The sequence below is a fragment of the Methylobacterium fujisawaense genome (genome assembly GCF_039619325.1).
Lineage (GTDB): Bacteria > Pseudomonadota > Alphaproteobacteria > Rhizobiales > Beijerinckiaceae > Methylobacterium > Methylobacterium fujisawaense.
Map to the genome: position 1 here is coordinate 5,258,201 of NZ_CP155000.1, position 14,668 is coordinate 5,272,868.

Annotated in this window: 11 protein-coding genes; 6 read left to right on the forward strand and 5 right to left on the reverse strand. The window is 64.2% G+C overall.

The features are described 5' to 3' along the window. Window positions 1-91 precede the first annotated feature (91 nt). Window positions 92-403, reverse strand: coding sequence for a hypothetical protein (locus tag ABC766_RS24945; RefSeq protein WP_345819735.1), 312 nt, complete (start codon window positions 401-403; stop codon window positions 92-94). Window positions 404-415: 12 nt separating this feature from the next. Between ABC766_RS24945 and ABC766_RS24950 the strand changes: the two genes are divergently transcribed. Beyond that, window positions 416-1,423 (forward strand): glycosyltransferase, encoded by a 1,008-nt coding sequence (locus ABC766_RS24950; protein ID WP_345819736.1) that lies wholly within the window; start codon window positions 416-418, stop codon window positions 1,421-1,423. A 905-nt stretch (window positions 1,424-2,328) separates the two neighbouring features. After that, window positions 2,329-3,609: an IS66 family transposase gene (gene tnpC, locus ABC766_RS24955; protein ID WP_043387809.1), complete on the forward strand. Its 1,281-nt coding sequence runs from the start codon at window positions 2,329-2,331 to the stop codon at window positions 3,607-3,609. Window positions 3,610-3,634: 25 nt separating this feature from the next. Here tnpC and ABC766_RS24960 read toward each other — a convergent pair whose 3' ends face one another. Beyond that, window positions 3,635-4,894: a GGDEF domain-containing protein gene (locus tag ABC766_RS24960; RefSeq protein ID WP_081948803.1), complete on the reverse strand. Its 1,260-nt coding sequence runs from the start codon at window positions 4,892-4,894 to the stop codon at window positions 3,635-3,637. 442 nt (window positions 4,895-5,336) lie between these two features. On the opposite strand from ABC766_RS24960, the gene ABC766_RS24965 reads away from it, so the two are divergent. Further along, a complete protein-coding gene (locus tag ABC766_RS24965) occupies window positions 5,337-7,064 on the forward strand; it encodes a methyl-accepting chemotaxis protein (protein WP_230366879.1) in 1,728 nt (575 codons plus the stop codon). 67 nt (window positions 7,065-7,131) lie between these two features. On the opposite strand, the gene ABC766_RS24970 is transcribed toward ABC766_RS24965, so the two are convergent. Further along, window positions 7,132-7,479, reverse strand: a complete 348-nt coding sequence (locus ABC766_RS24970; protein ID WP_051976286.1) for a hypothetical protein — start codon at window positions 7,477-7,479, stop codon at window positions 7,132-7,134. Between the two features lie 732 nt (window positions 7,480-8,211). Here ABC766_RS24970 and ABC766_RS24975 point away from each other — a divergent pair. Then, window positions 8,212-10,977 (forward strand): sensor domain-containing protein, encoded by a 2,766-nt coding sequence (locus ABC766_RS24975; protein ID WP_179240068.1) that lies wholly within the window; start codon window positions 8,212-8,214, stop codon window positions 10,975-10,977. Between the two features lie 363 nt (window positions 10,978-11,340). Here ABC766_RS24975 and ABC766_RS24980 read toward each other — a convergent pair whose 3' ends face one another. Continuing rightward, window positions 11,341-11,658 carry a hypothetical protein gene (locus ABC766_RS24980; protein WP_139239583.1) on the reverse strand — a complete coding sequence of 106 codons (318 nt, stop codon included), beginning with the start codon at window positions 11,656-11,658 and terminating at the stop codon, window positions 11,341-11,343. Between the two features lie 208 nt (window positions 11,659-11,866). Beyond that, a complete protein-coding gene (locus ABC766_RS24985; protein WP_158713310.1) occupies window positions 11,867-12,028 on the reverse strand; it encodes a hypothetical protein in 162 nt (53 codons plus the stop codon). Between the two features lie 443 nt (window positions 12,029-12,471). Here ABC766_RS24985 and ABC766_RS24990 point away from each other — a divergent pair, with 443 nt between their 5' ends. Beyond that, window positions 12,472-12,744, forward strand: a complete 273-nt coding sequence (locus tag ABC766_RS24990; RefSeq protein WP_139239584.1) for a hypothetical protein — start codon at window positions 12,472-12,474, stop codon at window positions 12,742-12,744. A 1,378-nt stretch (window positions 12,745-14,122) separates the two neighbouring features. Beyond that, window positions 14,123-14,581 carry a MucR family transcriptional regulator gene (locus tag ABC766_RS24995; RefSeq protein ID WP_230366880.1) on the forward strand — a complete coding sequence of 153 codons (459 nt, stop codon included), beginning with the start codon at window positions 14,123-14,125 and terminating at the stop codon, window positions 14,579-14,581. The last annotated feature ends 87 nt before the right edge of the window (window positions 14,582-14,668 follow it).

Sequence of the window (14,668 nt, forward strand, 5' to 3'; positions counted from 1 at the left end):
GCGGTCGCGTATTCCTTGCGAGCTGCGGTCGATATATTCGGAACAGCTACACTTCGTTCGCGACGCCGAGTGAGTGTTCTCAATTCCAAAGCTACGGAGTTTCAAGATGAAAGTCCTGATCGCGGCCTCGGCTTTGACAGGGCATGTCAATCCGCTGCTGGCCATCGGAAACCTCCTGCGCGCCCGCGGCGACGACGTGCTGTTCACAACGGCCGAGACGTTTCGGACCCGGATCGAGGCAGCAGGTCTGCGTTTCGTCCCGTGCAATGATGGTGGAGCCGCCGCCTACCTCGACGTCAGCCTGCCGCCGGGACCGGAACGCTGGCGGCATGAATTCGAGCGGCGCTTCATCGACGGCATGCCTGGCCAAGCAGCCGGCTTGCGGAGGCTGATCGCAGATCATCGGCCTGATATCGTGATCGCCGGCAGCCTTTTCCTTGGCGTGCTGCCCTTGCTCCTCGACAGGCAACCCCGGCCGCCGATCGCCGTCCTGAACGTCAGCTTCCTCTTCCTCGATCGGCCTGATCACGCGCCGGTGGGGGCCGGCCTGCCGCCGGCAGGAGACGAAGCCGAGCGGATGCGCTACTCCGCCTTGAAGGCGGGGACGGATGCCGCCTTCGTCAATCCCGTGCGCGCCCACACGGACGGCCTGCTCGCCGGACTCGGGCTTCCGCCCCTGCCGGCTTCCCTGCCTCACTCGATCGTCGTGCTGCCGGATCTCTTCCTCCAGCCGACGGTCCCCGCCTTCGAGTACGACTTCGGTGCGCTCCCGTCCGGCCTACGCTTCGTCGGCCTCTTGCCCAACCCGCACGCCGACATACCGGTGCCGACTTGGTGGCCCGAGCTCGACGCGTGGCGCGAGGAGGGCGGCCACGTCGTGCTGGTCACGCAGGGCACACTCGCCAATGCGGACTTCGGGGCTCTGGTCGAGCCGACACTGACCGCGCTCGCCGACCGGGACGACCTGCTCGTTGTCGCGACCACTGGCGGGCGGCCCTTGGACGTCTTGCGGGGACCGCTTCCCGCCAATGCCCGGGTCGCGAGCTTCCTGCCGTTCGACCTGCTGCTGCCGAAGGTAGACTTACTTGTGACCAACGGCGGCTATGGCAGTGTCTCGCAGGCGCTGGCCGTGGGCGTGCCGATCGTCTCGGCGGGGCGGACGGAGGACAAAGCCGAGGTCGGCGCGCGCATCGGCTGGTCGGGGGTTGGTATCGACCTCACGACGGACGCGCCTACCGTTGAGACCTTGCGCACGGCCGCCCTACGCGTGTTGAACGAACCGAGCTTCCGGGTCCGGGCCGGCGAGGTAGCCGAGGCGTTCGGAAGCCTTGACAGCGGCGACGAGATCCTCGCGGCGCTCGATGCCCTCGTCAAGGGTGGCGCTCTCGTGCCAGCATCGCCGAAACGGGTTCTTTGCAGATGAGACCTGCATGACCGGGCAATCGGCGTGTCCAGCAGGGCAAAGTCCACGCTCACTGCATCTGTAAGCCGTGTCTTATACCTTCTTGGCGCTGCACTACCAGGCGATCTGGCTGCGGGCCTAAGGCAAACTGCAGTCCGAAGTTGCGGCGCTGGGGGATCGCCGCAGCCGCTACGGGACGACGGCACGGCTGCTGATGCCTGAGCTTCTGGACCGCCTGAGTACGCGCTCGGAAACGCTGCCGCTCATCCGCTATGACTTCTTCCAAGAGCTGAGCGACCTGCGGCGCACGGTGAAGGCCGTGCGCCTGTCGCGGCGGATCAGCCGGACCACTCCTTCAGTAACGTGGTCGAGGTGGAGATGTATCCCGGCCCCAGCGGACCTTCCGGTAGCGACCATGTCTGTTTCAAAGCCCCGCCCGCTCTCAAGCAGACCGCCCGCTTTCCACCCTACCCGGTTGTAGGCCCCGCCCTCACCGGCAGCCTGGAAGAAGGCCTTCCCAGAGCGCACATCGGATCCCAAGGGCCACGGAGGCACTGCGCCGCTCCATATCGTGCCCTTATGCGAATGGGCCGCCGCCGCAGCCTTCACGGTGAGCGTCCGCTATGGAGGCGCGTCGGCGGCTCGTTAGATGGCCGGAATGGGCGCAAAGCTGAACGACCGGTTCTGCGTGCGCTGGCGCTCTCACGTGACGTAGTCTAACTGAAAGCGACTGAGCCGCATTTGTTGTTTAGTCCAGAGAAGTGGACCTTCGTTGCGGCTCGTCCAATCGTCTCAAAATGCTCTTTCCGCGGACTTGTAATTACCCACGGGGTGGATCGGTCGGCGGCGGAACGCCCGCGGCTGCGCCGCTTGCCGGGACGAGCTTGCCTCTTGCGCGGGTCGGATTTCGCTGATTCCCTGGCGGGATGGGCCGCAGCGAACTGGAACGGCTGAGCCGCGAGGAGCTGATCGAGCTGGTGCTGCGGCTGCAGCGGCCAGAGAAGACCTCGCGCACCTCATCCAAGCCGCCCGCGACGGATCGCAAGGAGCAGCGGGAGCATTCTAAGCCCGGCGGCGCCAAGCCCGGTCACGAGGGTCACAGCCGGGTGCTGAGCGATGATCCCGATACGATCGTCCAGCATCGTCCCGAGGCGTGCGCGTGCTGCGGCGCCAGCCTGCACGCCGCACTTCCGGCAGAGATCGTCAGCGTCTCTGAGCAAATCGAGCTGCCTGAGGTGGCGCCGATTGTGACGCAGCACCAGCGCCTTGCCGTTTGTTGTCCGAGCTGCGGGACGCGCGTGATCGCGCCACCGCCCGAAGCGGCGCGCGGCACGCCCTTCGGTCCGCGGCTGCATGCGGTGGCGACGTACCTCAAGACCTTTCAGGCGCTCTCGTACGAACGGCTGCAGGCGGCGCTCTCCGATCTGTTCGGCCTCACCCTCAGCCAGGGCGGGCTGATGAACCTGCTCCGGCGCGCGCAGGACCGCTTCCGTGCCGGTCGCGACGCGGCCATCGCGACCCTGCGCAAGGCTGAGGTCGTCGCCTGCGACGAGACTGGCGTGCGCATCGAGGGCTCGAACGCTTACCACTGGCTGTTCCACTCGGCGCAAGCCGTGGTGCACACCGCCTCCCCGACGCGCGGCGCTGTCGTGGTGCGCGAGATGATGGACGGGCACCGACCGGCGGTGTGGATCTCCGACCGCTACACCGCCCAACAGGGCCACGCGGATGAGCACCAGACCTGCCTGGCGCATCTGGCCCGCGATGTCGCCTATGGCGTCGAGGCCAGCGACGATCCCGTGCCCTGGCGCCTGCAACTCTGGTTGCAGCGCGTGTTCGCCCTGGCCGAGCGCGTCACCGACTTGGCTGCCGCGACGCTCTCGGCCAAGCGCCGCAGCCTGGATCGGCAACTGGGTGCCATCCTCGCCACGTCGAGCCGCTGTGATCTGAGCCGCGACCTGCAGGCCAAGATCAGCCGCGCCCGCGATCAGCTCCTGGTCTTCCTCGCCTATCCCGGAAAGGTCGAGCCGACCAACAACGGCTCCGAGCGGCTGCTGCGTCCGGCTGTCGTGCAGCGGAAGGTCACCAACGGCTACCGGGCCATGTGGGCGGCCGAGGGCGAGGCCGCCATTCGCACCGTCGTCGACACCGCGCGCCTCACAGGCAGCAGTCCCTTCGGCGCCATCCTCAAAACCATCGGCGCCTGAGCCCAGCCATCACAGGCCTGGGTAATTACGCGGACTTTGAGCCTGGCCTGTACGGACTGCGTTCCCGCGCAGTAAAAGCAGGCACGCAGTCTCGTCTCGCTATCAGCGCACAATCCGGGATGCGCCCTTGGCCATCAGCGGACTGCCCGGCTGGCATCTTGGCCATGGCCACTTGGTCCCTCCCCCCATTCTTGGCGGTGTAGAGTGCCATATCGGCGCAGTGCATCAGAATCTCGTATCCGCCCACACCGCACGCTTGTGCGATCCCGATGCTGACACTGACTCGCAGCTCAGGGAACTCGGCGACGAAAAGTTGCGCAAAGGTTCGGCGGAGTTCCTCGGCCCGGGCAAGGGCCTCCTCGGGGGAGGCATCCGGCAAAAGGCAGGCGAATTCCTCGCCGCCGAGGCGCCCCAGCAGCGCGTCCTGCGGCAGCAGGGAGGTGGCCATGGCGCAGAAGCTCACCAGCACCGCATCGCCGACCGCGTGGCCATAGCTGTCATTGACGGCCTTGAACCGGTCGAGATCAATAAGCAATAGTACACTATCTCGATGCTCAGCCAGTATAGACTCGGCGGCTTTCGCGAAGGCGCGTCGATTGTGTACGCCCGTAAGCGCATCGGTAGAGGCGGCGATGCGCTGCTCGCGCTCGGCCCGCTCCTTCACAAGCGCCAAGAAGGTGAAGGCCGAGGCGATCGAGAACAGCATGGTCACGAAGCACAGGATCGCCACCCAGGGTGTGGCGATCGGGTTGGATCCGAGTTGTGGTGCCGTCAGGGTCGGCGGGATCCGGACGAAGTAGACTGCACCATGAAGGCCTAGCACAGTGAAAGCCGGAACTCGGGAGGCGAGCCGCTCCGCGCGGCCGCGCCAGATCTCCACGGCGGCCGAACTGCAGTAGAGTGTCGCCACGGCCGAACCATATAGGATCCGCAGCGTAACTGACGCGTAGAAGGCCGGAACCAGGCAGAGGACACACCAGAATATCGCGCCGACGAACGCAACGCCTAGGCGGATCGAACGACCCTCGAAGGAGCGGACGCCGCTCCAGATCAATCCATAAGCGGCCTGAACGAGCACGTTGGCCAGCCCGATGGAAAGCAGGTCAGGGACTTGGTCGCGTAGAGCGATGCCGACGGAACCGATGGCGCCAATGAGATGTGCCGCTCCCCAGAGGCTCAGAGAGCGGGATCCCTGCGACTCACGCCCCGCTACCAGAAGTAACGTGCCAACCAGGAAAGTTGTCGCAGAGCTGGCGATCAGCAAGGTGGCCGGATCAAGGTACATGGAAGTCGCCAACACTTAGTCTGAACAGGTGCGCGTCTATGCACTTCATTTCACTTCCGAGCCGATGAGATCGCTGACGCTCCGCTTCAACTATCAGTATAGCATGTCTTGATTGTGGCAGTAGACCGGCTCGCTCCGAAGCGCTGCATCGCGGAGGTGGACGTTTGCCGCTGCTCAGCCGACCGCCTCGCTGATCCATAATGAGTCTGGGCAGTATGTTTCCGCCTGATCTGGTTTGGATGGCCTGCGCGCCAAGTGCAAATCCGAAGCAGCCCTATGCGATTGAAGGATATTGCTCGGTACCTTGAGTATGATGGCTCTTAATATTGACTTTAATATTCATTCTTTGCAATCGCTGTTTGGCAATCATAACGATATGGGCGTTTTAATTCATAATGTGTCGAGGCGATTTTGCCAGCTATCCTTAAGGGTAGCGCAACGGATGCCGGTGCAGGGACCGGCGCATCAACTCGGTATTTGGCAGTTCCTGATGCGTATCTCCCTGGCCCATAAACTCGTGGCCGTGATCAGCCTGCTCGGCCTCGTCGCCGCCGGCATCTCCGGCTTTGCCCTCCGCCAAGCCGATCAGGAGCAGCAGCGCGCAGCAGCGACCGAAGCGGCCTGGAACGCCGGCCTGCAGGCGCGGACCTTGGCCCAGGCCATCGAGCACGCAGTGGTGCAGGCCACCGCGGTCTACACCGCCGAAGACACCCAGGAGGCCAAAGCCCGGCTCGCCGGGCTCCAGAGCGCCCTCACCGATGTGGAACAGGCGCGCGGTCCCTTTCTCACTGCCATGGACGCGCAACTCTCGCCCGAGCGCAAGCGCAAGCTCGACCTCGCAGTGAAGGAGTTCATCGCCTATCAGACCGAAACAGCCGAAATGGGCCTGACCCTCTCGCCCAAGGCCGCCCTGATCCAGGCCACCGACGAAGCCACGGTGAAGAACCGTGAGCGCATGGTCGCTGAGATCAGCAATCTCGGACGCGAGATGCTGGCCCACCTCGACGCGCAGCGCGCAGCTGTCGCGGAGGAGCGCCATCGGGCCACACTGACCCTTCTGGTCGCGCCGGCCGTCGCTCTGCTTCTGGGTCTCGGTGTCGCCTTCTGGGTTCTCGCAACCCAGATCCAACGACCTCTGCACCGGCTCAAGGCCGCCATGCAGGCGCTCGCTGCCGAGAAGCTCGACGACCAAGTCCCCTTCACGCGTCGCGCCGACGAGATTGGCGAGATGGCGCGCGCGATCGAGGCCTTTCAGGTCGCGCTGATCGAGAAGCGGGATCTCGACGCTGGCGCGGAGAAGCGAGCGGCTCAGGACGCAGTCCGAGCCCAGGTCCTGGCCGAGGCCACGCACGCCTTTGAGCTCGAGACCAAGCGAGCCGTAGCGAGCTTGGCGTGCTCGGCTCAGGCGATGCAGGCCACGGCCGATGCCCTGTCCGGCACCGCCGGGGACACGACGGCGCAGGCTACGCGCGTGGCGGTCGCATCGAGCCAGTCGGTCGAGGTGGTCAACAGCATCGCCGGTGCCGCGGAACAGCTGTCGAGCTCAGCCCGGGCCATCGAGGAGCAGGTACGGCACACGAGCGAGATCGCGGCCGCGGCCCTGGACGATGCGCGCGGCCTGGAGACGACCGTGGTGAGCCTGTCGCAGGCCGCCGGCGAGATCGGAGCCGTGGTGACGCTGATCCGCAGCGTGGCCGCGCAGACCAACCTGCTGGCCCTCAACGCGACCATCGAGGCGGCGCGCGCCGGCGCTGCGGGCCGCGGCTTCGCGGTGGTGGCGGCTGAAGTGAAGGAACTCGCGACGCAGACCGCATCCGCGACGGACCGCATCACCAGCCAGGTCGCGGCGATCCAAGCCGCCGCCGACGGGACGGTCGATGCGATCGGCTCGATCGGTGGCACCATCGCGGAAATGAGCAAGACGGCCTCCGACGTGGCCGCGGCCGCTGAACAGCAGGGACACGCCAGCCAGGAGATCGCCCGCGCTATCGCGGGTGCTGCGGCCGAAGCCCGGACCGTATCCAACAGCATCGGCGGTGTGCAAGAGGCGGCCGCCTCGAACGCGGCACAAGCTGATCAGGTCCGAAGTGGCGCCTCGCAGGTCAACACAGGCACCGCCAGCCTGCAGGCTGCTATCGACACCTTCCTCGACCGGGTTCATGCGGCGTGAGGCGGGTCACGCGCATTCTCGGCAGACCAGGCGCCCCAAGCGAGCCTGAGCACGTCGCGCCGATGATCTAACCCGCGCGTCGTATGAACGCTGCGTATCGCGCTCCAACCTCAGGGTTTGCGGGCCTGCCAGCCTTGTCGGGGGCCAGTTTCTTCGCCTTGCGCTTGCCGACCTTCAGCGCCGCGTCCGCATCCTCGTCGCCGGCCCGCTCGGACAAGGCAAAGTTGTGCAGGTCCGGCAGCGCATCCTGCCCCACAGGAGAGGTCTCAGTCATAGCGTAAAAGGCGGCTCGAACGATCTCCTTCTTGTTCGCCTCAGGGTACCGTTCCCGTATGGCGGCGCGCAAAGCCTTCGGCTTCATCCCCGGCGTCGCGATGCTGCGCAGCGTCGCCGCGATCTCCTCGATGGAGGCCATGCCTTCCTCCTCTCTCAACGAACGCGTCACCTGCCTCTTAACACATGTGACGTTTCGATGACACGGACACACGCCCGGCTTCTTACCTGCGGTGGCTTGTTCACGCCGGCGTGAAGTCATAGCAGATCGACACGTTCCTTCCCGAGACCGGAACGCACTCAGGGCGCTCCTCTCAAAGGAGAGCGCCCGTTTTTGCCTCGCCGTATCGAGACCTCCGCGCGAGCGGCGAACCGTACGGTCCTCGCCGCTCACTGTTCCCGAAGCTGGTCGGCACGCTGGCAAGCATCGACACTTTCTCCAGTTTGCCAACTAGTCGCGAGATTGAGGACTGGATCATAGCCCGGAGACGGCCCCCAACAGCGCGCTGGCTCAAAACCGGTTGACGGCATGCCACTCACTCGCAAATTTCTGACGGCTCCTTCTATTGCATATCTCATCCTCTCATTGCTTCAGCGCTGGCAGGTAAATCGGTCTTATACCCGAACCGGCCTCGGCAGGTGTGTCGGAATTGAGTAAGTATTGATCTCTTCCGATCGCCATTGAAGCGCCGCATCTCACGGCGGCTTCCCGATTTTAATCCAATCTCAACCGCCGCGTTGCATTGGTGATCTTATCTGTCTGTGCGATCTCCCCGGCGACATGTCGATCCAGGCTCAACATCGCCCATCCGACGCGTCGGGCAGCGCAGCTCACATCCTAAGCGAGCGTTGGTCTGCTGCTCGAAAGCCGGGTATGGCGCTGCCTCGCTACGAGGACGTTGCCCTTGGCACGCTCGGACGGTTCGCCGATAGCACCGCCATCGTGCGTCTCGATGGCGATGAACTCTCCATCGTGCGCATCGCACCACACGTCGCAGTTTGGCTGCATGGGGCGGCCGATGGTCAGTCCCCGCGGGAGCGCAGCGACTGCACACGGGTCCTGCGCCAAGTCGTGCACCGGGCCCTGCAAACCGGCCGGCCCGCGCAGGAGGCGGCCAGCCGCGTCGAGAACGGCGTCGTCGAAGTACATCAGATCCTGGTGTTGCCCCTGGAAACGCACTGGGGCTTTCCCGTCGCGCTCGTCCATGTCGGCGAACCCGAGAGCCGATCCAGCCTCGTCGAACAGGTCTATCACTCGACTACCGAGGGGATCCTCGCGTTGATCCCCGTGCGTGATGTCGATGGTGCCCTGCAGGATCTCCAGATCGTCGCTTTGAATGCCGGCGCTGCCACGTTGATGCGCCAGCCGGCCAGCGCCCTGTTGTGGCAGCACCTCTCAGCGATCCGGCTCGGAAGCCGGGCGGAGGATATCGTCACCCGCCTGCACGCTGTCGTCGAGACTGGCGGCCGTATCGATTTCGAGCTGGATTATGTCGTCGATCAGAGGGAGTTGTTCCTCAAAGTCGCGGCCTCAACCTTGGGCGACCTGCTCGTGATCACGCTGGTCGACATCACGGAGTTGCGCACCCGCGAGGCGTCATTCCGGATGATGTTCGAGGCCAATCCGTTGCCGATGTGGGTCTGTGACGCTGCCTCGTTGCGGTTCCTCGACGTCAACGCCGCCGCGGTCGAGCATTACGGCTACAGCCGCGAGCGCTTCCTCACGATGACGGCTCTCGACATCCGGCCCGAGGCGGACCACGCCGCGGTCCAGGCGGTCCTGACGAACCGCGTGAGCCCCTACGACGGCGAGCAGATCTGGCGTCATATCAAGGCGGATGGATCCTCGATCGAGATCCTGCCGTACATACGTTCGCTGATCCTCAGGGGGCAGCCGGCCGTGCTGGTGGCTTCCATCGACGTCACCCAGCGCCGACTCGCCGAAGCGGAGCTGCGAAAAACGCGCAGTTTTCTCGACACAGTCGTCGAGAACATTCCCGCGATGGTGTACGTGCAAGACGCAGTCGCACACCGTCTCCTCCTGCTGAATCGGTCCGGAGAGGAACTGCTCGGCGTGCCGCGGACGGAGCTGATCGGCGAAACCGCCCATGAGCTGTTTCTGGCTGCCGAGAAAGGGCCTGCCGCTTCTCGCGAAGAGCGCGTTCTCCTAACGTCTGATGGCGGCGCTCTCGTCGAAGAGCGCGAGATCAACACACCCGCCAACGGAAAACGCCTCCTCCACATCAAGCAGCTGTCCGTCGCGGATGAGGCGGGACGGCCGCAATACCTGCTCGGGATCGCCGAGGACGTCACTGAGCGGCGCGCCGTCGAAGCGCGGATCGCCCACATGGCGCACCACGACCCGCTGACCGACCTGCCGAACCGAGCCTATTTCCGCGAGCGCCTGTGCGCCGTCCTGGAGCGACAGCAGCGCCGTCCGGACCAGTCCGCGGTGCTTTGCCTTGATCTCAACGGCTTCAAGGGGATCAACGATACGCTCGGGCACGCGGCCGGCGACGCGGTGCTGCGGGTGGTCGCCGAGCGCCTCAGGGCCTGCGTGCGCGCGGAGGACATGGTCGCCCGCCTGGGCGGCGACGAGTTCGCGATCCTGCAGGAGAGCGCGTCATCGCCCGAGGCGGCGGGCCACCTCGCGGCGCGCCTCGTCGAGCACCTGGCCCGACCGTTCACCGTCCTCGGGCAGGAGGTGGTGATCGGCGCCAGTCTGGGCATCGCCGTTCTGCCGGGCGACGGAACCACCCCCGATCTCCTGCTCAACAACGCCGATCTCGCGCTGTACCAGGCCAAGGCGGAGCGACGCGGCACGTTCCGGTTCTTCGAGGCGGGGATGAACGCGCGGGTCCAGGCGCGCCGTGCGTTGGAGCGCGCGCTGCGGGAAGCGCTGAACACGGGTGCCTTGGAGCTGTACTACCAGCCGCTCATGAACCTGCGAGAGAACCGCATCATCGCCTGCGAGGCGCTGCTGCGCTGGCGTCATCCCGAACGCGGCTTCATCTCGCCGGCCGAGTTCATCCCGATCGCCGAGGAGACGGGTCTGATCGCACCGATCGGCGAGTGGGTCCTGCGCGAAGCGTGCCGGGAAGCGTCCACCTGGCCGGGCGAGATCAAGGTCGCGGTCAACCTCTCGCCGCTGCAGTTCCGGCAGCCGGGCCTCGTCCCCGCCGTCGTGTCGGCGCTGGCGAATGCGGGGCTCGATCCGAAGCGCTTGGAGCTGGAGATCACCGAGTCGGTGCTGCTCGTCGACAGCGACGCCAACCTGGCGGTCCTTCACCGTTTGCGCGACCTCGGTGTGCGCATCGCCATGGATGATTTCGGCACCGGGTACTCGTCGTTGAGCTACCTGCGGGCGTTCCCATTCGACAAGATCAAGATCGACCAGTCCTTCGTGCGCGAGCTCGGCGCTAACCGTCACTGCGCGGCGATCGTGCGGGCGGTAGCCGGTCTCGGCGCCGCTCTCGGGATCACAACGGTGGCCGAAGGTGTCGAGACCGCCGAGCAGCGCGATCATCTCCAGCAGGAAGGCTGCGACGAGATGCAAGGCTACCTGTTCAGCCGCCCGCTGCCGGTCGCCGATCTCGCGCGATTGCTCGCCCAGCCTGAGGAAACCGCGCAGGCGGCTTGACGCACTCTGATGCGCGGCAACAGCTGTGCAGTCGGGGTGTGGACGGGACGACTGTCTGGTCCCGCCAACAAGGACTTAGCGCGACCGTGCCGCTCGAGTGCCGCTCGTTTTCTTTTCTGATCAGCCATGGTCTTGCTTTGAGCCCCACGGCGGCTTCAACGCCGACCGCTAAGCGCGCGGCATTCGGTCTACGGTAGCTTTCGTCGTCGAACATCCTGCGCGTGTCGAACGCTTCACCATCACGAGCAGAGGCCCTCGCGGAGCTGCGGGATGTAACGGTCCGCCGCTCTCCGCAGAAGGGCAGAGCTGGTGAAGAGTGGTTGACCCCGATCAAGCGGGTTATTTAGCTCCAGCCTGGTATATTCAACTGAGGCGCTCGACTGTCGCATCGCGAGAGCCTGCCCTCTTGCCGTCGACGTGTGGCGTGTCTCCCGACGCAATGCGTCGCTTGGTCAAGCAGGCGCCAATCTCCTGCGCAGCTTCAGCATAAAGTTTGGCGCGCTGTCCTAACATATTCCGCGTACTGATAGTCCGATTGCTGCTCATCTTCGCGCGCGCCTTATCAGATTTGGATTGCAGCTTGTTGATCAGCTTCTCGTATGCTCCTTCAATCTTGGTGGAAATCTCATCGGCTTCCCGAGCCAAGCGATCTAATTTCTGCGCCATGAGGTTCGCCTCCATCTTCCATACTGGAATCCGATCACCCTCTACGCGCGGCGGCCTTGATGCAGGTCAACGCATCCAGTGCGTCGAACGTTGAATTGCTCAGCGACCGCAGACCGGAATCAGCGACATCATCACGGCCGCGCCGAATGAGCACGCCTCGGAGCGCACCTTCGCGAAGCGGTCCGGAGCCTGACAACGAAGGGTCTCGATCATGGCCATGAACTCACATCCCGCTCACGAGCATCACATGCTTGCGGCGACGCACCATGCCGCGGCGGCTCATCATCACCACGAAGCCGCTCATCACCATGCTCACGGCAACGCGGAAGAGGCGAAGCGCCACTCCACCAGCGCGCACGAGCATGCCGAACACGCGCATCGCCATACGGCCAACGCGCACAAGCATTCCAGCAAATGATTAGAGAGGCAGGACGCGACTTTCGAACGGCGCCCTGCCCAAGGCCGCGCGGACAGATCGTCGGTCGCCCCCGATGCGATCAGCGGCCCGGCTCTATACTGCCCTGAACCGGGCCGCTTACGAACTTTTTCGCAACAAGGGATCGTAGGATCTACTCGGTATGAGCCTCAACCTGCTGCGGGGTGTGATCGTCGCCCGTTGGCTTTGGGCGGTACGATCCTATTGGTGAGACGTTGCGACAAGAAGCTGGCGGTCGGATATCTTGCCCTTAGCCGCGGCGCGATGGCACGAAATGCTGGCTGCGACGGCAGCAACAACGCATGCACGCAGATGCTGGGTGGTGAACATAGGATCTCCTTGAGCGTCACCTCAGCACTCGGTGTCGAACAGCCGCCGCAGAATGGCCGAGCATGAGCAACGTCGTCTCCTTTCCAAACGACCGAAGCCGCAGCGGTTATGGCAGACAAGCGATCGTCGTGACCGTTACCGATCACGACAGGTCGATGCTCACGACCATTGCGATCTTCGCGCCGTCCAAACCGGTGTGCTTACTCGTACCGATCGAGCCCGTGCGGCGGATGCGCGCCATCGCCGCGCTACGCTACGCGCTTACCAGGCTCGAAACGCCCAAAACCGACCCTGAACTCGATCCTGAGCTCGGATCCGACGGGACACTGCTCTGACGCAGCGGCGACTGGACGAAATAACTCTGACCTGACGACAGCGCGTGTCAACCATCCACTTTGAACCGAAGATGCTTTGTCATCCGCTAGTTCTTCATGAGCTTCGGCTGCGGCCGTCAAATGCTCGTGCGTACGACCCCGCGATTCGACGAAGTGTGGTTCACACGGGTTCGGCTGCCTCGCGGCCCCGGCCCCCGTTCGGCCCAAACCTCATTTGGTACGGCGGAACGGCCACCAAGAACGGGGCTGATTGATCGCTTGGCACTGGCTAGCCGAGGTTTTGGCCGGCGGCCGCCGCAGGTTCTAAGCGCGGGATGCGACCACGCGAGGGCCGCCGCTGCCGTCCGTGACGCGGCGCACCGGGAAGTAGGCGGCCTTTCTCGACGCGTTCGGCTATGTCCGGGCGGTCGCGCTTGCGGCGAGCAGCGAAGTCGCCGGCTGAAGTGCCGCCGCAGTTCCGGGCTCTAACCGTAATATTATTACAGCTAGTGGCGCGCCGGCCCAACGTAGCCGTTGATTCAGATCAAAACGCAACTGAGCGCGGGGTGCATCTTGCCTTTCCTAAGCAGGGAGCAGGCTCATGCTGCTTACGAGGTGCCCAGCATGCCGACAACGGCTCCGATCCTCTGCGAGGATATGTGAGAAGTGCGGCGTCCTGACGGGCGTCACGCGCCGCAGTAGCCACGATCCGCCCATTCACGACTGGGTCGGCGTCGGCGTTATAATCCTCATCGCGGGCATATACTTGATCGCACTTCACGCCGTGGTCTATGAGGCGGCGCGCCCGCGACAGCTGCTGCCAGCGCTTACCGCCGAGTGATTACCCTTCTGATCGACGCTCCGGTCAGAAAGAAAACCCGGTCGATCGGGGGAGATCGCCGGGCGGAGTTCCAAGGTTCACATGCTGAGACGGTTCCCAGCGCGGTTGAGCTAGCCTCGATCGCGCGCGATGGCAATCGACTGTCTGCTTACAGCGTGACACTTCCGACAGGATCGTCTCGTGCGGGGGAAAGGTCGTTTCACGGCGGCGCCACATGAAATAGCTACGCTACAACGGTGAGGATTGCGAGTGCGATTGGCGCCGCCAGAACGATGCTCGTATTCCAGCGTGGTCATGTTCGCACGGCAACGATGAGCGAACATTCATCGATTTCAGTGACATCCCTCAATATTCTTAACGCAGTGACATCATAGATGGCAGCGCAACGCCCTGAGGTTGCGCAGAGGAGCTACCTCTTAGCCGAATGCTGACCGAAGTTGCAGATCATTATGCCGGTGAGATGGCAGGTCGATTGCGTGCAACTGAATGTATAGACTTGCTTTTGCGCCTTTCCTATTCCATCCCGCAAAAATCGAGGGGTACACAGGAACGAACGCCGTGAGCGAAGAAGCACAGCAAGCTGGTCTCAACCTCACCGGTCTGGCCGCCGACATCGTCTCAGCCTATGTCTCGAACAACCCTGTGCCGCCTACCGAGCTGCCGGCTCTGATTGCACAGGTGCATTCGGCAGTCGCCAACCTGGGTACAGCCACCGCAGTAGGAGCTGCAGCTTCAGACGCTGAGGTCGCGAAGCCGACGCCCGCCCAGATCCGCAAGTCGATCCGGGATGATGGGATCGTGAGCTTCATCGACGGCAAGGTCTACAAGACGCTCAAGCGCCACCTCACCGCTCATGGGTTTGATCCCCGCGCTTATCGCGAGCGTTACGGCCTCCCGGCCGATTATCCGATGGTCGCGCCGAGCTACGCCGCACAGCGTTCAGTTCTCGCGAGGGCTAGCGGGCTCGGGTCGCATGGTGGACTTGTCAATCAGCGCAAGGCACGGAAGAGCGCCTGATCGGCAGTCAAGCGTGGCGCGCGAGATTGTTCGCGCCTTATTGGCCCTGGAAGGGCAGCACTTGCGCAATCATGCTGGCGACTTCAG

Coding starts and splice junctions, on each gene's coding strand:
- ABC766_RS24970 (WP_051976286.1), bottom strand. CDS start 7,479: ATGGCCTCCATCGAGGAGATCGCGGCGACGCTGCGCAGCATCGCGACG.
- ABC766_RS24985 (WP_158713310.1), bottom strand. CDS start 12,028: ATGGCGATGCGCGTGTTCGGCATGCTCGTGCGCGCTGGTGGAGTGGCG.
- ABC766_RS24945 (WP_345819735.1), bottom strand. CDS start 403: ATGATCTGCGATCAGCCTCCGCAAGCCGGCTGCTTGGCCAGGCATGCC.
- ABC766_RS24975 (WP_179240068.1), top strand. CDS start 8,212: ATGGCGCTGCCTCGCTACGAGGACGTTGCCCTTGGCACGCTCGGACGG.
- ABC766_RS24965 (WP_230366879.1), top strand. CDS start 5,337: ATGCCGGTGCAGGGACCGGCGCATCAACTCGGTATTTGGCAGTTCCTG.
- ABC766_RS24990 (WP_139239584.1), top strand. CDS start 12,472: ATGAGCAACGTCGTCTCCTTTCCAAACGACCGAAGCCGCAGCGGTTAT.
- ABC766_RS24980 (WP_139239583.1), bottom strand. CDS start 11,658: ATGGAGGCGAACCTCATGGCGCAGAAATTAGATCGCTTGGCTCGGGAA.
- tnpC (WP_043387809.1), top strand. CDS start 2,329: ATGGGCCGCAGCGAACTGGAACGGCTGAGCCGCGAGGAGCTGATCGAG.
- ABC766_RS24960 (WP_081948803.1), bottom strand. CDS start 4,894: ATGTACCTTGATCCGGCCACCTTGCTGATCGCCAGCTCTGCGACAACT.